The following is a 16548-nucleotide window of genomic DNA, read 5'->3' on the forward strand; positions in this document are numbered from 1 at the left end:
CCTCGAAGAAGGACACGGACGAGGGACAAGCCTGTGAGCAGCTCGGAGAATGACGCAGTACTCGACTGGAACGATCAGGACGCGAAGGCGGTCGACACCGTCCGCGTGCTGGCGGCCGACGCCGTGCAGAAGTCGGGCAACGGCCACCCGGGCACGGCGATGAGCCTGGCCCCCCTGGCCTACCTGTTGTTCAACAAGGTGCTCAAGCACGACCCGACCGACCCCAACTGGACCGGGCGCGACCGCTTCGTACTGAGCGCGGGGCACTCCAGCCTGACGCTGTACATCCAGCTCTTCCTGTCCGGCTACCCGCTGAGCCTGGAAGACCTGAAGTCGCTGCGGCAGTGGGGCAGCCAGACCCCGGGTCACCCGGAGCACGGCCACACGCCGGGCGTGGAGACCACCACCGGCCCGCTGGGCCAGGGTGTCGGCAACGCGGTCGGCATGGCGATGGCCGCCCGCCGCGAGCGTGGCCTGTTCGACCCGGACGCCCCGGCCGGCCAGAGCCCGTTCGACCACCACATCTGGGCGATCGCGTCCGACGGTGACCTCGAGGAGGGCATCAGCGGCGAGGCGTCGTCGATCGCCGGCACCCAGCAGCTGGGCAACCTGACGCTGGTCTGGGACGACAACAAGATCTCGATCGAAGACGACACGAACATCGCGTTCACCGAGAACGTCGCCGCCCGCTACGAGGCCTACGGCTGGCACGTCCAGACCGTCGACTTCACCGCCGGCGGTGAGTACCACGAAGACATCCAGGCCCTCTGGGACGCGCTACAGGCGGCGAAGGCGGAGACCGGCCGCCCGTCGTTCATTCAGCTGCGCACGATCATCGGCTGGCCGGCCCCGAACCTGCAGGGCACCGGCAAGGCGCACGGCGCCGCGCTGGGCGAGGCCGAGGTGAAGGCCACGAAAGAGATCCTGGGCTTCGACCCGGAGAAGACGTTCGAGGTGCCCGAGGACGCGTTCAACCGTGCCCGCGAGGTCGTCCAGCGTGGTCACGCCGCCCACGAGGCCTGGAACGGCGGGTTCACGAAGTGGGCCGAGGCCAACCCCGACCGCAAGGCGCTGTTCGACCGGATGGCGACGCGCACGCTGCCCGAGGGCTGGACCGACAAGCTCCCGACGTTCCCCGCCGACGCGAAGGGCGTCGCCACCCGGAAGGCGTCCGGTGACGTGCTCACCGCGATCGCGTCGGCGCTGCCGGAGCTCTGGGGCGGTTCGGCCGACCTGGCCGAGTCGAACCTGACCACGCCGAAAGGCGAGCCGTCCTTCCTGCCGCCCGACCGCCAGACCAAGATGTTCACCGGTGGCCCGTACGGCCGGGTGCTCCACTTCGGCATCCGCGAGCACGCGATGGGTTCGATCCTGAACGGCATCGCGCTGCACGGCGGCACCCGCCCCTACGGCGGTACGTTCCTCGTCTTCAGCGACTACATGCGGCCGGCGGTTCGGCTCGCGGCGCTGATGCACCTGCCGACCATCTACGTGTGGACGCACGACTCGATCGGCCTCGGCGAGGACGGCCCGACCCACCAGCCGGTCGAGCACCTGACCGCGCTGCGGGCGATCCCCGGCCTCGACGTCGTCCGTCCGGCCGACGCGAACGAGACCGTGGTCGCGTGGAAGCAGGCGCTGGAGCACACCGACCGGCCGACCGCGTTCGCGCTGTCCCGGCAGAACCTTCCGACGTTCGATCGCTCGAACGGGGAGTACGCCCCGGTCGAGTACGCCGCCAAGGGCGCCTACGTGCTGGCCGAGGCCAGCGGCGGCACGCCGGAGGTGATCCTGCTGGCCACCGGCTCCGAGGTGTCGATCGCCGACGAGGCCCGCAAGCGCCTCGAGGCCGACGGCACGCCGACCCGGCTGGTGTCGGTGCCGTGCTTCGAGTGGTTCGAGGCGCAGGACCGGTCCTACCGCGAGTCGGTGCTGCCGACGTCGGTCAAGGCGCGGGTCAGCGTCGAGGCCGGCATCGCGATGCCGTGGCGCGGCCTGATCGGCGACTCCGGTGAGTCGGTCTCGATCGAACACTTCGGCGCCAGCGCGCCCTACACCGTGCTGTACGAGCAGTTCGGCTTCACCCCCGACCGCGTCGTCGCGGCCGCGCACGCCAGCCTCACCCGGGTCGGGGCCATCACCGGCAGCCCGACCGGCAACTGAAGGAAGGACGTCCACATGTCCGACGCACTCGCCGAACTGTCCGCCGCCGGCGTGGCAGTGTGGCTCGACGACATCTCCCGTCAGCGCCTTGTCAGCGGCAGCCTCGCGAAGCTGATCGACGAGAAGCACGTCGTCGGTGTCACGAGCAACCCGACGATCTTCGCGAAGGCGCTCGAGGACATCGACACCTACGCCGAGACCCTGACCGACCTGAAGGCCCGCAAGGTCTCGGTCGACGAGGCCATCCGGATGGTCACGGCCACCGACATCCGGGACGGCGCCGACCTGCTGCGGCCGGTCTACGACCGCACCGACGGTGTCGACGGCCGGGTCTCGCTCGAGGTCGACCCCCGCCTGGCGCACGACACCGCGGCGACGATCGCCGAGGCGAAGGCCCTCTGGTGGCTCGTCGACCGGCCCAACGTGCTGATCAAGATCCCGGCGACCAAGGCCGGTCTGCCGGCGATCACCGCCGCGCTGGCCGAGGGCATCAGCGTCAACGTCACGCTGATCTTCAGCCTCGCGCGGTACGGCGAGGTCATGGAGGCGTTCGTCGCCGGGGTCGAACAGGCCAAGGAGAACGGCCACGACCTGAGCAAGCTCGCCTCGGTGGCGTCGTTCTTCGTGTCGCGCGTCGACAGCGAGATCGACAAGCGCCTCGACAAGCTCGGCTCGAGCGAGGCCAAGGCCCTGCGCGGCAAGGCGGCGATCGCGAACGCACGGCTGGCCTACCGCGACTACGAGCAGGTCTTCTCGACGCCGCGGTGGAAGGCACTGGCCGACGCCGGCGCCAAGCCGCAGCGTCCGCTGTGGGCCTCGACCGGCGTCAAGGACCCGGCGTACGACGACACCCAGTACGTCGTCGAGCTGGTCGCCGCGGGCACCGTGAACACGATGCCGGAAGCGACGCTCAAGGCCGTCGACGACCACGGTGTGGTCCGCGGCGACACGATCACCCCGTACTACGCCGACGCGCAGGCGGTACTCGACGCGCTGGCCGGTGTCGGGATCGACTACGACGACGTCGTCGACCTGCTCGAGCGGGAAGGCGTGGAGAAGTTCGAGCAGTCCTGGACCGAACTGCTCGACTCCGTCAAGAAGCAGCTCACCAAGGTCGATGCCTGATCACAGAGGGCCTGTGACCTGCGGGCCCTCCGTTTCCGTCCCCGTCGGCGCCCTCGGCGCCGACGGGGCGGAGGCGGTTACCACCACCCTGTCCTGCGCGCTCACCGACCGGGCCGTCGGCCTGGACCAGCTCATCGAGGCGGTGCGATGACTCAACCGGCCACGGGCGCCAGCGAGGCGACCGTTACAGCTCCCGAAACCACTTCCAGCCCGCCCTCCGGGACTCCGGCCGCCGGCAGCCCGGTCGCCGACAGTCCGGCGGCGGGGAACCCGGCGGCACCCACGATTCCGCCCGGCCAGCTGACCGCGACCCCGGGAGGACGCGCCGCGAACCCGCTGCGCGACCCGGGCGACCGCCGCCTTCCGCGGGTCCCGGAGCCGTGCGCTCTGGTGATCTTCGGCGTCACCGGCGACCTGTCCCGCAAGAAGCTCATCCCGGCGATCTACGACCTCGCCAACCGCGACCTGCTCCCGCCGAGTTTCGTCGTGCTCGGCTTCGCCCGGCGCGACTGGGGCGACGGCGAGTTCGAAGAGGTCGCCCGCGAGTGGGCGAAGAACGGGGCCCGCACCCAGTGGCGCGAGGACGCCTGGGAGCGGCTGTCGGAGAACATCAAGTTCGTCGCCGGCTCGTTCGACGACGACGAGGCGTTCGACCACCTCGCCACCACGCTCAAGGAACTGCACGACGAGCACGGCATCCTCGGTAACGCCGCGTTCTACCTGTCGATCCCGCCGTCGCTGTTCCCGGTCGTCCTCAACCAGATCGAGCGGACGAAGATGGCCGACCCCACGACCGACGGCGGCTGGCGCCGGGTCGTCGTGGAGAAGCCGTTCGGCCACGACGTGGAGTCGTCCAAGGAGCTCAACCGCCTGGTCGACGACGTGTTCTCGGCCGAGAACGTGTTCCGGATCGACCACTACCTGGGCAAGGAGACGGTCCAGAACCTGCTGGCGCTGCGCTTCGCCAACCAGCTGTTCGAGCCGATCTGGAACGCCCACTACGTCGACTCGGTGCAGATCACGATGGCCGAGGACGTCGGCATCGGCACCCGTGCCGGGTTCTACGACAAGACCGGCACCGCCCGGGACGTCATCCAGAACCACCTGTTGCAGCTCCTCGCGCTGGCCGCGATGGAGGAGCCGGTGAGCTTCACCGCGGACGCGATCCGCACCGAGAAGCTCAAGGTGCTGCACGCGACGAGGCCCCCGGCCGACCTGGAGCACGACGCGATCCGCGGCCAGTACGAGCAGGGCTGGCTGGCCGGCCAGCGGGTGCCGGGGTACCTCCAGGAGAAAGACATCCCGGAGGACTCCAAGACCGAGACGTACGCGGCGATCAAGCTCGGCATCCACACCCGGCGCTGGGCCGGCGTGCCGTTCTACGTCCGGGCCGGCAAGCGGTTGCCGCGCCGGGTCACCGAGATCGCGGTGCTGTTCAAGAAGGCACCCCACCTGCCGTTCGCGAACACCGACACCGAGGCGCTCGGCCAGAACCAGCTCGTGATCAAGGTCCAGCCCGACGAGGGCATGACGCTGAAGTTCGGCTCGAAGGTCCCCGGCTCCGCGATGGAGGTCCGGGACGTCGCGATGGACTTCCTGTACGGCGAGGCGTTCACCGAGTCCTCCCCGGAAGCCTACGAGCGGCTGATCCTGGACGTGCTGGTCGGTGACTCCACGCTGTTCCCGAACGCGGACGAGGTCGAGGCCAGCTGGGTCGTGATCGACGCGCTCGAAGACTTCTGGGAAGGCAAGGCGCCGTTCAAGTACCGGGCCGGCGAGTGGGGCCCGAAGGCAGCGGACGAGATGCTCGCCCGCGAGGGACGCACCTGGAGGCGGCCGTGACGACACTCTGGGACACCACCGGCACCGACGTCGTCAAGGCGCTGTCGGAATCGCGGCGCGCGGCGGGCTTCGTCGCCAGCGGTGTCGCGCTCACGCTCGTCGTGGTCGCGAACGAGAAGCACGTGCCGGCCGCGGAGGAGGCGGCCAGCGTGGCCGCCTCCGCCCACCCCTGCCGGCTGCTGATCGTGGTGCGGCGCCAGATCGAGGCGCCGATGCCCCGGCTGGACGCCGAGATCTCGGTCGGTGGCCGCCTCGGCCCCGGCGAGGCCGTCGTGATGCGGATGTACGGCCGGCTCGCACTGCACGCCGAGTCGGTCACGCTGCCGCTGCTCGCGCCGGACGTCCCGGTCGTGACCTGGTGGCACGGCGAGCCGCCGGAGCGGATCGCGTACGACCCGCTGGGCGTGTTCGCCGACCGCCGGGTCACCGACGCGCGGGAGTCCGCCGACCCGATCGGCACGCTCACCCACCGGGCCGAGGACTACGCCCCGGGCGACACCGACCTGGGCTGGTCCCGGACGACGCCGTGGCGCACGCTGCTGGCCGGTGCGTTCGACACGGTCACCGGGCGCCCGACGTCGGTGACGGTCACCGCGGCGCCGCGGAACGTCACCGCGAACCTGCTGGTCGGCTGGTTGCGCAGCCGGCTCGGCCTGGACGTCGTGCTGGACGAGTCGGCCAAGCGCGGAATCGCCGAGGTGAACATCGACATCGACGACGGAACGCGCATCCAGGTGACCAGGCAAGACAGCAACCACGCGATCCTGCGGCGCACCGGGGTGCCCGACCGGGTGCAGCCGATGGCCCGCCGCTCGCTCGGCGAGCAGCTCGCCGAGGAGATCAAGCGGCTCGACCCGGACCAGCCCTACGGGGAGGCGCTCGGTGCGGCGACCGGTCTGACCGGGCTCAACCACCGGTCGCCCTTCCGCTCGCACGTCTGGAAGGACCCGATGCCCACCGCGGCCCCGGCCGGCTCATGACGGTCGGCGAGCTGTCGGTCGTCGTCCACCGGGACGCCGAGGTGCTGGCGGCCGCGGCCGCCGCGCGCCTGATGGTGCGGATCGTCGACGCGCAGCAGGCCCGGGGCCGCGCGTCGATCGTCCTCACCGGAGGCGGCGTCGGCATCGGCACGCTGAAGGCGCTGAACGCGAGCCCGGCGCGGGACGCCATCGACTGGGACGCGCTCGACATCTGGTGGGGTGACGAGCGCTACCTGGCCGCGGACGACCCGGAGCGCAACGACGTGCAGGCGACCGAGGCGCTGCTCGGGCACGTGCCGGTGAACCCGTCGCGGGTGCACCGGATGCCCGCCGACGCCGGCGGCTCGCCGGAGAGCGCCGCCGAGCAGTACGCGGACGAGCTCTCGAAGGCCGCCCACTCCGGCGCGGACCTCCCCCGGTTCGACGTGCTGATGCTCGGCGTCGGGCCGGAGGGGCACATCGCCTCGATCTTCCCGGAGTCGCCGGCCGCGTACGACGAGGGTCTGGTGTGCGCGGTGCGGAACTGCCCGAAGCCGCCGCCCACCCGGATCTCGCTGACGTTCCGCACGATCACCAGCGCGGACGAGGTGTGGCTGCTGGCGGCCGGGGCCGGCAAGGCCGAGGCGGTCGGGCTGGCGCTCGCCGGCGCCGGTCGCGTCCAGATCCCGGCGGCGGGCGCGCTGGGCGGCGTCCGGACGCTGTGGCTCGTGGACGACGCCGCGGCGGTCAGCGTGCCACCGGAGCTCCGCCTCCGCCGGTCGTAGTCCGGAACGGACGCACCCCCGCCCAGGACGACTGAGCCCCCGCGACGACTGAGCCCCCGCCCGGTAGGGCGGGGCTCACGTCTTTCCGCGCGGGACGAATCGCGCGGGATGCTTGCTCGACTGCTCGCTTACTCGCCTCGGCGAGCGCGGACCTTGGCCAGCGCCTCTTCGAGGATCGCCTCGCCGTCCGCGTCGCTGCGCCGCTCACGCACGTAGGCCAGGTGCGTCTTGTACGGCTCGTTCCGCGGTGCCGCGGGGGGCGCTTGCTCGTTTTTACCGGCGGGCAGCCCGCACCGCGGACAGTCCCAGTGCTCCGGCTCGGCCGCCTCCATGGCGAACGACACGCGGGTCACGTGCCCGTTCGCGCAGTAAAAGGGGGTGTGGCGCCGGGGCGCTGACTCCCCCCGCTCAGCCTCTCCCATCGGCCCCGCGCCGACGCGGGTGCCTCGGATGGCATTTCCACCAGCCACGGTTACAGCGCTCCGTTCCTTCCCAGAGGGGGTGGGTGGGTGGTCGCTGCCGCGGACCGCCCGGCAAAGTCAGGAGCCGGCAGTCGTCTTCAGCAACAACCCGAGCGTCACGATGCAGGCGAACCAGATCACGCCGGTAGCGATCGTGATCCGGTCGAGGTTCTTCTCCGCGATGGAGGAGCCGGAGAGGTTCGAGGAGACCCCGCCACCGAACATGCTGGACAGCCCACCACCCTTGCCTCGGTGGAGGAGGATCAGCAGTACAAGCGCCAAGCTCGTCACGACGAGCACGGTCGACACGGCGATGGTCATTGCGGGTGGGGATTCCTCTCGCTTCTCGCGGGATCGCGGACACCGGCCCGGTTCTCCGGGGCGCCGCGCTGGGGCCGCGGCACCACTCGCACAGGATAACTGCCTCTGCGTCGTAAACGTGCCGTGGTCGCTATCGGCTCTGTTTTTCGGAGAAATCCGTCCGATCAGATGACCAAGGGTCGCTCAGCGTGGTTGGGGTCTGGCCACCCCGCGAACGCGGCCCGCAGCCGGAGCGGCCGCGTCGCGGGCCGGCGCAGTCAGCGTCGCGGCCACCGCGGGATCGGCGGCGGGCAGCAGCACGGTCACTTCCAGCCCGCCGCCGGGCCGCGCGACCGCCTGCACGGTCCCCCCGTGCGCACCGGCCACCGCGCGGACGATCGACAGCCCCAGGCCCGCACCGCGGGTGCCGGTGCGCTCGACCCCGCCCCGGCGGAACGGCTCGAACAGCCCGGGCACCTCGCGCTGGTCGAGCTCGGGACCGTCGTTGGCCACGACCAGCCAGGACTGGCGTCCGTCGCCGCCGGTCCGGACCGACAGCTCGCCGTGCGTGACGTTGTAGCGGACGGCGTTCTCCACCAGGTTGCCGGCCAGCCGCTCCAGCAGGCTCGGGTCGCCGACCACGATCGCGGGCGCGAAGTCGGTGGTGACCTGGAGCGTGAGCCGCTCGGACTCGGCCGCGACGGCCGCCAGCGTGGACGGCACACCGCGGGCCAGGTCGACCGGGACCTGCTTGGCCAGCCGACCGGCCTGCGCCTCGGTGCGGGCGAGCAGCAGCAGCGCCTCGATCAGGTCGTTGGCCCGCCCGGAGGCGTCCCGGACGACCGTGCCCATCCGGCGCAGGTCTTCGTTCGTCGCGTCCTGGTCGGCCAGCGTCACGTCGATCTCGGTGCGCATCACCGCGAGCGGCGTTCTCAGCTCGTGGCTGGCGTTCGCGACGAATCTCTTCTGACTGCCGAAGGCCGCCGACAACCGGTCGAGCATGCCGTCGAACGTGTCGGCGAGCTCCTTGACCTCGTCGTCCGGGCCGGTGTGGTGCAGCCGGTGGTCGAGCGTCTCGGTGGAGAGCCGCCGCGCGGTCGCGGTCACCTGGTGCAGCGGCCGCAGCGCCCGGCCGGTCAGCAGGTGACCGCCGACGATCCCGGCGACGCCGATGATCAGCAGCGCCAGGAAACCCTTCACCAGGAGCTCGGTCGTCGTGGTGGACGCCATGCTGTCCTGCCAGGAGGTGGCGCTCTCGGTGTGCGTGCTGCCGTCGGCGTTCACCAGCGTGACGCTGGAGCCGGGCGCGAGCTGGTCGGTGGACATCAGCTGGTTGCGCACCAGGATGTAGGCCAGCACGAGCAGCAGCAGCCCGGCCCCGAACAGCAGGACGCCGTTGAGCAGCGTCAGCCGCAGCCGCAGCGTGGGGCGCAGCCGGCCGGGTTTGGTGGCGGCGGGCCCTCCGTAGACGGTCATCTGGGTGTCACCCGGTAGCCGGCTCCGACCACGGTCTCGATCAGCGGCGGGTCGCCGAGCTTCTTCCGCAAGGTCATCATCGTCACCCGGACCGTCGTGGTGAACGGGTCGGCGTTCGCGTCCCAGACGCGTTCCAGCAGCTCCTCGCTGGAGATCACCGCACCGCGGGCGGAGAGCAGCACCTCGAGGACGCCGAACTCCTTGCGGGTCAGGTCGACCGGACGCCCGGCCCGGCTGACCACCCGGCGGGCCGGATCGAGCTCGACGTCGCCGACCGTGAGCACCGGGGGCGCGGGCGGGGTGGCCCGGCGCCCGAGCGCGCGGACGCGGGCCACCAGCTCCTCGAACGCGAACGGCTTCGCGAGGTAGTCGTCGGCGCCGATGCCGAGGCCTTCGACGCGGTCGGCGACCGTGCCGCTGGCCGTCAGCATCAGCACTCTGGTGAGCGAGCCCGACGCGGCCAGCTCGGTACAGATCACGTCACCGTGGACGCCGGGCAGGTCGCGGTCGAGCACCACGACGTCGTAGCGGGTGACGGTGGCCATCTCCTGGCCGTCGGTGCCGTGGTAGGCGACGTCGACGGCCATCCCTTCGCGGCGGAGCCCGCGGGCCACCGCGTCGGCGAGCGCCCGCTCGTCCTCGATCACCAGCACCCGCACGACCTGCCGCCCCTCACCGTCGTTCCACTACAACCAACGACGGTAAGCCCTTCAGTCACGGATCGGGCCGTGGGCGACCCTCCGGGCTGTCTAACCGGGCTTGAGCACCACCGTCGTGCCGGGCTCGGCGGCCACCTGCAGCGTCCGCAGCTGGAGCAGGGACGGGTGCTCGTCGAGCAGCCGGGCCGCGTTCGCGAGCGCACGGAGCGCCGCGGCCTCCGACCGGGCCCGCTCGAGCTCCGCGCGGCCGCGCTCGACGGCCAGCGCGGTCTCGGCGTAGGCCCGGCGCAGTTCCGCGCCGAGCATGAGGTCCTTGACGCTCACTGACTCGACCGCGAGACCGGCCGGCTCCACCGCGGCGGCCACCGGGGCCGTCAGACCGTCTCCCAGCGCGCCGCGGTTCCGGATGGCATCGGAGAGGGTCAGACCGGCCACGCGGTCGCGCAGCGCGGCCTGGACGGCCGCGTAGAGCACGTCCAGCGGCCTCACGGAGCTGGTGTGGTAGACGACCGGGTCGGCGACCCGCCACGGGACGATCGCGCTCACCTTGATCGTGAGGCCGTCCTCGGTCAGCAGTTCCTGGCCGGGCACGGTCAGCAGCGACGGCCGCAGGTCGATCCGGACCAGCGTGGTGCGGCTCGGCCGGTAGTTGTGCCGTCCGGGCCCCAGCACGGGTCCCCGCACGCCGTCCTTGTACGTCACCACGCGCTCGTACTCCATCACGGTGACCTTCGCCATCGTTGCCTCCTTCCATTGTGGCCAGTAGGTGGCGCGGGCCCGTCGCCCCGGCGCCGCGGTGGGGGCGTCCACCCGGAGGTGAGCCCGCAAGACCACGGAACCGGACTGCGGCGACGGACCGCGCGTTACCGGGATTTGAACCCGAGCAGAGGTATCTGCGCACCTGGTGGTGGGGGCACCGACGCGCGGAACGAGCCCGGCGATGCCGGTTCGCCGCTGATTTCCCCCGCCCGGAACGGTAGGTGCGAAAGGTACATCCGGCAACTCAAAAATGGCACCGCGCCGAAACCGCGCGAGCCTCCGTGTGGTATCGATCGCGGGTGCGCATGCTGTCCACTCCCCCACCACCACCCCCACCGACCCCGATGCCGCTCGCCGGTCTCGATGCGGTGCCGTGGAACCGGCTGCACCACGCCTACGGCGTCGCCACGGACGTGCCGGGGCACCTCCGGTCGTTACGGTCCGCCGATCCCGACGTCCGGCAGAACGCCTGCGCGGCGCTGCTCGGCACCGTCTACCACCAGGGAACACGCTGGCAGGCGACGCGGTACGTCGTGCAATTCGTGGCCGGGCTGATCGACTCGAGAGACACGCCCGACCGGGCGATCCTGATCGGGCTGTTGCGCGCTCTCTCGGTCGGCGACCGGGAGGACGGCGAGCTGCCGTTCGCGCCGGAGACCGCGTTCACCGGCGCGCGGGGGGTCACGGCGGAGACCGAGCGCACGGTGCTGACGTGGCTCTACGACGAGCAGACCCGTCCCGACGAAGACCAACTGGCGGCGACCGACGCGGTCGCGGCGTACTGGGCCCAGGCCGCGTACGAGGCCGGGGCCCGGCACGGTTACCGCTACCTGAACTGGCTCGCAGATCCCGACCCGGCGGTCGCCGCCGGTGCGGCCGAGCTGCTGGCCTGGTTCCCCCGGACGCCCGGCGTGGTGCCCGCGCTGATCGCCGTACCGGACGACGAGGCCCGCGCGCTCGCCCGGTCGAGCGCGAACCTCAGCCTCGGGCACCTCGGCCGGAGCGCGACCGGCAACATCGAGGTGGACGCCCGGCTCGTCGAACTGCTCGCGGCCGCCCACCTCACGGTCGCTCTGACGGCCGCGGTGGCGCTGGCCTACCGCCACGGCACCTCGCTGCCGCCCGGAGCGCTCCAGGTGCTCCAGGACGCCCGCACGCGCAAGGTGGGCCGCCGCGAGTGGTCCGACATCTGGCCCTGGGACCGCCCGCCGGCGGCTTTCGCCGATCTGGCCCTCCGGAAAGCCACGACGTGACGGCCCCCGGGCCGTTCCGGGTGCGAGCGCGGTCACGCTCGCGGGAGAACGCGAGAGCCGGCGATCGTCGTCGGTGCTCCCGGCCGACCCGGCCCGGGCGGCGCCGGCTCGTCGTCTCCGCGTACGACGCCGGCCACGTCGCGGCGGCCGAGCTACTCAATCGCACCGGCGACGCACGCCCGGCCGGCGCCACCGGCGTCCGCTGCCCGGTGCACGTCGTCGGTCAGCGGGCCGCCCACTCGGTGGGCTGATCGGCTTTCAGGGCCGCCCACTCGGTGATCTGGCGGGCGATGTCCTGCGCCGTGAGGCCCAGGTCGGCCAGGATCTCCGCGCGGGTGCCGTGCGGGTGCCACTCGGCCGGCACACCCAGGTCGCGGACCGGCACCGACACGCCCGCGTCGGCCATCGCCTGCGCGAGCGCCGTGCCGATGCCCCCGGCCCGGACGCCGTCTTCCAGCGACACCACGAGCGCCGCGTCCCGCGTCAGCTCGACCAGCGCGGCCGGCACCGGCCGCACCCACCGCGGGTCGACGACCGTGACCCGGATGCCGTGCCCGGCCGCCCGCGCCGCGACCTCCACCGCCGTGTGCGCGAACGCCCCGACGCTGACCAGCAGCACGTCCGGCTTCTTCCCGGCGTCCACCAGCACGTCGACCTGGCCGACCCGGGAGACCGCCGGGAGGTCGGCCGGCACCGCGCCGGTCGGGAACCGCACGACGGTCGGGCCGTCGGAGACCGCGACCGCCTCGCGGAACTCCTCGCGGAGGGTCGACGCGTCGCGCGGCGCCGCCACCCGGATCCCCGGCACCACGCCGAGGATCGACAGGTCCCAGATGCCGTAGTGACTCGGCCCGTCGGGACCGGTGATGCCGGCCCGGTCGAGCACGAACGTCACCGGCAGGTGGTGCATCGCGACGTCGAGCAGCGTCTGGTCGAACGCCCGGTTCAGGAACGTCGCGTAGACCGCGACGACCGGGTGCATCCCGCCCATCGCCAGCCCGGCCGCGGACGTCACCGCGTGCTGCTCGGCGATGCCCACGTCGTAGGCCCGGTCGGGATACTTCTGCGCCAGCCGGTCGATGCCGGTCGGGATCGCCATCGCCGCGGTGATGCCGACGATGTCCTCCCGCTCCTCGGCGACCGCGACCAGCTCCTCGGAGAACACCTTCGTCCACTTCAGCGACGGCGCCGCGAGCAGCTTGCCGGTCGCCGGGTCGAACGCGCCCGGGCCGTGGAAATTGTCGGCCTCGTCGGCCTCGGCCGGTGCGTACCCGTACCCCTTCCGGGTCACCGCGTGCACGATCACCGGCCCGCCGAACGACTTCGCCCGCCGCAGCGCCGACTCCAGCGCACCCAGGTCGTGCCCGTCGACCGGACCGACGTACTTCAGGCCGAGATCTTCGAACATGCCCTGCGGGCTGATCGCGTCCTTCAAGCCGCGTTTGACGCCGTGCAGCGCATCGTAGAGCGGGGCGCCGACGAGCGGGGTGCGCGACAGCGAATCGCGCACCAGGTCGAGCACGCGCTCGTAGCCCGGGTTCAGGCGCAGCGTCGCCAGGTGGTTCGCCAGGCCGCCGATCGTCGGCGCGTACGAGCGGCCGTTGTCGTTGACGACGATGACGACCGGCCGGTCCTTGCCCGCGGCGATGTTGTTGATCGCCTCCCAGCACATCCCGCCGGTCAGCGCCCCGTCACCGACCACGGCGACCACCGCGCGCTTCTCGCCGCGCAGCGCGAACGCCTTGGCCAGCCCGTCGGCGTACGACAGCGCGGTGGACGCGTGCGAGTTCTCGACCAGGTCGTGCGGCGACTCGGCGCGGCTCGGATACCCGGACATACCGCCCCGCTGGCGGAGCTTCTCGAAGTCGTGACGTCCGGTGAGCAGTTTGTGCACATAGGCCTGGTGACCGGTGTCGAACAGGATCTTGTCGGCCGGCGAGTCGAACACCCGGTGCAGTGCGATCGTCAGCTCGACCGCACCGAGGTTGGGACCGAGGTGACCACCCGTCCGCGACACCTTCGCGACCAGGAAGTCGCGGATCTCGGCGGCCAGCGTGGGCAACGCCTCCGCGGGCAGTGCCCGCAGCTGCTCCGGGGAAGAGATGCTGGCCAACAGCTCACGGGGCTGGTCGGACACGATGGCGGCAACTCCTCGCACTTGCGGGTTCGGTGGGCCTGCTTGGGGAGCCGGCGAGGATTCCGAGTCTAACCACGCCCTGCTCGCGCGCATCTTGGAGCGCTTGCGCGCGAGAAAACACACACCGAATCTCCACACGAGCACCTACGAGACGATGCGGACGCTGCGCTCCCGCACAGCGTCCGCATCGTTCTTCTTTGTACGAACCTGGAGTTCTTCGTAACGCGAACCTGGAGTTCTCTTGTACGAACCTGGAGCCCGCTCAGGGCGAGCCTGACGGCCGCGCGCGACCGCGCCGCGTATTGGTCATACTCAAGCGGTCGCGCGCGGCCGTCAGGCTCGTTCTGAGCGGGCCGTGCACTATCGGCCGGCGGACTTGCGTCCGCGGGAGGAGGCGGCATCGATCACGACGGCGCCGAGGAGCACCGCGCCGGTGATGATGTACTTCACCGACGAGGTCAGCGACAGCAGCGCCAGGCCGTTCGCGATCGAACCGATCACGATCGCGCCGAGCAGCGGTGCGTAACGCCGGGTCCGGCCACCGAACAGCGACGTACCGCCGATGACCGCCGCGGCGATCGAGTTGACCAGCACGTCACCGGCACCGGACTGCTGGTTCGCGAAACCCAGCCGCATGGCGGCGATGACGCCACCGATCGCCGCCAGCGTCGAGCAGAGCATGAACACCGAGATGCGGATCGCGTCGACATGGATGCCGGCCCGGCGAGCGGCCTCGATGTTGCCACCGACCGCGAGCACGGCCCGCCCGTACTTCGTCCGCCGGATGATCCAGTCGAAGACCAGCACCAGCGCGACCGCGAACAGGAAGATCCAGGGCAGGCCGCGGTCGAGGCCGAGCTTGGCGGCGAGCGCCACCACGACGACGATCAGGAAGACCGCGACGATCGCGGTCACCCAGATCGGCTGGCCGGAGAGCCCGGCCCGGCGGCGGCGGGCCGACCCGGACAGCGCGGTCACCACGTACAGCACGACCAGCAGGATGCCGATCACGTAGGTGAGCCAGGTCGGCAGGAACTTCTGCTGGCCGATGTCGATCAGCTGACCGGTCGGCGGCAGGTTGACCGTTCCCTCGCTGCCGAGGATCTGCAACTGCACACCGAGCCAGCCGAGCAGGCCGGCCAGCGTGATGACGAACGACGGCACGCCGATCTTCGTGAACACGATGCCGTGGATCAGGCCGATCCCCGAACCGGCGACGACCGCCAGCAGCACCGACAGCCACGGGTTGACGCCGTGCAGCGCGTTCGTGACGGCCACGATCGCGGCCGCGACGCCGCTGACCGAACCGATCGACAGGTCAATCTCGCCGAGCAGCAGGACCAGCGTGATGCCGAGCGCGATGATCGTCAGCGAGGCGATCTGCAGGCACAGGTTGACCAGGTTGAACGCGTTGAGGAACGTCGCGTTCAGGCTCTGGAAGACGATCACGATGACGACCAGGCCGACGATGATCGGCAGCGAGCCGATGTCGCCGCCCCGGAGCCGCTGCAGCAGAGCGCCGACGTAACCCGCCGGGCCGCGGGCCTGGATCAGCCTGGGGTCGAGCAGGTCGGCCGCGACGGCACCTTCTGCCGGCCTCTCCGCCGGGTCGAGGGGGGTGTTCGTCTGGCTCACGCGATCGTCCCTTCGTGGCGGCCGCCGGGGGCCGCACGGTGTTCCCGGGCGGCGCGCTCGGCCACCACGTTGTCGCTGGCGCCGGTGATCGCGGCCACCAGATCGGTGGTGCTGACCTGCCGGGCGTCGAACTCGCCGGAGTTGCGGCCCAGGCGCAGCACGACCACGCGGTCGGCGACCGCCTGGACGTCGGCCATGTTGTGGCTGATCAGGACGACCGCGAGGCCTCGGTCGCGGAGCCGCTCGACCAGGTTGAGCACTTGGGCGGTCTGCGCGACGCCGAGGGCGGCGGTCGGTTCGTCGAGGATGACGACCTTGGGGTTGCCGAGCAGCGAGCGCGAGATCGCGACGGTCTGCCGCTGGCCGCCCGAGAGCGACGAGACGGGAATCCGGACGCTGGGGATCTTCGCCGCGAGCGTGCGCAGCAACTCCCAGCTCCTCTTCTCCATCTCGGCCTCGTCGAGCGCGACGCCGCCGAGCGTGATCTCGCTGCCGAGGAACAGGTTGCCGACGACGTCCAGGTTGTCGCAGAGCGCGAGGTCCTGGAAGACGGTGGCGATCCCGAGGCCCTGGGAGGCCGACGGGGAGGGGATGGAAACGGTACGACCCTCGAAGAGGATCTGGCCGCTGTCGGACGGGCCGGCGCCGGACATCACCTTGACGAGGGTGGACTTCCCGGCACCGTTGTCTCCGACCAGCGCGACCACCTCCCCGGCGGCGACCGAGAACGAGACGTCGGTGAGCGCCTGAACGGCACCGAACCGCTTGTTGATGCCCGTCATGGAGAGCACCGGCGCTCGCGTGCCGGTACCAGGACGGCCGGCCCCTGTGGTGGCTGTCATGCGGTCCTCTTCGTTGCGAGGGGTTGGGATGGACGCGTGCGGGCGGGGGGGGGGCCCCCCCCCGGGGGGGCCCCCCCCCCCCCCCCCAAAACTGGGCAGACCCCCGACCAGCGCGCCGGGACCAACCACCACCACGAGGCCGGGAGGGACGC

14 protein-coding genes are annotated in these 16548 nt (G+C 71.6%); 6 read left to right on the plus strand and 8 right to left on the minus strand.

Features of this window, described 5'->3' with window-relative positions; all coding sequences use genetic code 11:
- The first annotated feature begins 33 nt into the window (after positions 1-33).
- The 5 genes from tkt (at position 34) to pgl (ending at position 6874) form a co-directional block, all read left to right on the plus strand.
- Positions 34-2163, plus strand: coding sequence for a transketolase (gene tkt, locus ACIBZJ_RS13580; RefSeq protein WP_395929044.1), 2130 nt, complete (start codon positions 34-36; stop codon positions 2161-2163).
- A gap of 15 nt (positions 2164-2178) precedes the next feature.
- Positions 2179-3288, plus strand: a complete 1110-nt coding sequence (gene tal, locus ACIBZJ_RS13585; RefSeq protein WP_395929047.1) for a transaldolase — start codon at positions 2179-2181, stop codon at positions 3286-3288.
- Between the two features lie 147 nt (positions 3289-3435).
- On the plus strand, positions 3436-5130 hold the full coding sequence (gene zwf / locus ACIBZJ_RS13590) for a glucose-6-phosphate dehydrogenase (protein WP_395929049.1): 1695 nt from the start codon (positions 3436-3438) through the stop codon (positions 5128-5130).
- The gene (locus ACIBZJ_RS13595) at positions 5127-6110 is read left to right on the plus strand and encodes a glucose-6-phosphate dehydrogenase assembly protein OpcA (RefSeq protein WP_395929051.1); all 984 of its coding nucleotides are present in this window, start codon (positions 5127-5129) and stop codon (positions 6108-6110) included. The genes zwf and ACIBZJ_RS13595 overlap by 4 nt, the downstream gene beginning before the upstream one ends.
- Complete coding sequence (pgl, locus tag ACIBZJ_RS13600) at positions 6107-6874, plus strand: 6-phosphogluconolactonase (protein WP_395929053.1); 768 nt, start codon at positions 6107-6109, stop codon at positions 6872-6874. The genes ACIBZJ_RS13595 and pgl overlap by 4 nt, the downstream gene beginning before the upstream one ends.
- Positions 6875-7002: 128 nt before the next feature.
- Here pgl and ACIBZJ_RS13605 read toward each other — a convergent pair whose 3' ends face one another.
- The 5 genes from ACIBZJ_RS13605 to ACIBZJ_RS13625 all read right to left on the minus strand — a co-directional run bounded on the left by ACIBZJ_RS13605 (position 7003) and on the right by ACIBZJ_RS13625 (position 10508).
- Positions 7003-7344 carry an RNA polymerase-binding protein RbpA gene (locus tag ACIBZJ_RS13605; protein WP_395929055.1) on the minus strand — a complete coding sequence of 114 codons (342 nt, stop codon included), beginning with the start codon at positions 7342-7344 and terminating at the stop codon, positions 7003-7005.
- Between the two features lie 69 nt (positions 7345-7413).
- Entirely contained in the window at positions 7414-7656 is a 243-nt protein-coding gene (secG, locus tag ACIBZJ_RS13610) for a preprotein translocase subunit SecG (protein WP_395929057.1), read from the minus strand.
- A gap of 183 nt (positions 7657-7839) precedes the next feature.
- Positions 7840-9111 (minus strand): ATP-binding protein, encoded by a 1272-nt coding sequence (locus ACIBZJ_RS13615; RefSeq protein ID WP_395929059.1) that lies wholly within the window; start codon positions 9109-9111, stop codon positions 7840-7842.
- Positions 9108-9770, minus strand: a complete 663-nt coding sequence (locus tag ACIBZJ_RS13620) for a response regulator transcription factor (RefSeq protein WP_142708328.1) — start codon at positions 9768-9770, stop codon at positions 9108-9110. Before ACIBZJ_RS13620 ends, ACIBZJ_RS13615 begins: the two co-directional genes overlap by 4 nt.
- Before the next feature lie 90 nt (positions 9771-9860).
- A complete protein-coding gene (locus tag ACIBZJ_RS13625; RefSeq protein WP_395929062.1) occupies positions 9861-10508 on the minus strand; it encodes an SPFH domain-containing protein in 648 nt (215 codons plus the stop codon).
- Between the two features lie 320 nt (positions 10509-10828).
- Between ACIBZJ_RS13625 and ACIBZJ_RS13630 the strand changes: the two genes are divergently transcribed.
- A complete protein-coding gene (locus ACIBZJ_RS13630; RefSeq protein WP_395929064.1) occupies positions 10829-11782 on the plus strand; it encodes a hypothetical protein in 954 nt (317 codons plus the stop codon).
- Between the two features lie 223 nt (positions 11783-12005).
- Here ACIBZJ_RS13630 and dxs read toward each other — a convergent pair whose 3' ends face one another.
- The 3 genes from dxs to ACIBZJ_RS13645 form a co-directional block, all read right to left on the minus strand.
- A complete protein-coding gene (gene dxs / locus ACIBZJ_RS13635; RefSeq protein ID WP_395929122.1) occupies positions 12006-13898 on the minus strand; it encodes a 1-deoxy-D-xylulose-5-phosphate synthase in 1893 nt (630 codons plus the stop codon).
- Between the two features lie 381 nt (positions 13899-14279).
- On the minus strand, positions 14280-15554 hold the full coding sequence (locus tag ACIBZJ_RS13640; RefSeq protein ID WP_395929066.1) for a sugar ABC transporter permease: 1275 nt from the start codon (positions 15552-15554) through the stop codon (positions 14280-14282).
- Positions 15551-16336, minus strand: a complete 786-nt coding sequence (locus ACIBZJ_RS13645; protein ID WP_395929068.1) for an ATP-binding cassette domain-containing protein — start codon at positions 16334-16336, stop codon at positions 15551-15553. Before ACIBZJ_RS13645 ends, ACIBZJ_RS13640 begins: the two co-directional genes overlap by 4 nt.
- Positions 16337-16548: the final 212 nt, after the last annotated feature.

It is taken from the genome of Cryptosporangium sp. NPDC051539, assembly GCF_044454545.1.
GTDB lineage: Bacteria > Actinomycetota > Actinomycetes > Mycobacteriales > Cryptosporangiaceae > Cryptosporangium.

What these genes read in the sequence shown, in the direction of transcription:
- ACIBZJ_RS13625 (WP_395929062.1), bottom strand. Translation starts at nt 10,508, where the DNA reads ATGGCGAAGGTCACCGTGATGGAGTACGAGCGCGTGGTGACGTACAAG.
- ACIBZJ_RS13615 (WP_395929059.1), bottom strand. Translation starts at nt 9,111, where the DNA reads ATGACCGTCTACGGAGGGCCCGCCGCCACCAAACCCGGCCGGCTGCGC.
- tal (WP_395929047.1), top strand. Translation starts at nt 2,179, where the DNA reads ATGTCCGACGCACTCGCCGAACTGTCCGCCGCCGGCGTGGCAGTGTGG.
- zwf (WP_395929049.1), top strand. Translation starts at nt 3,436, where the DNA reads ATGACTCAACCGGCCACGGGCGCCAGCGAGGCGACCGTTACAGCTCCC.
- pgl (WP_395929053.1), top strand. Translation starts at nt 6,107, where the DNA reads ATGACGGTCGGCGAGCTGTCGGTCGTCGTCCACCGGGACGCCGAGGTG.
- secG (WP_395929057.1), bottom strand. Translation starts at nt 7,656, where the DNA reads ATGACCATCGCCGTGTCGACCGTGCTCGTCGTGACGAGCTTGGCGCTT.
- ACIBZJ_RS13645 (WP_395929068.1), bottom strand. Translation starts at nt 16,336, where the DNA reads ATGACGGGCATCAACAAGCGGTTCGGTGCCGTTCAGGCGCTCACCGAC.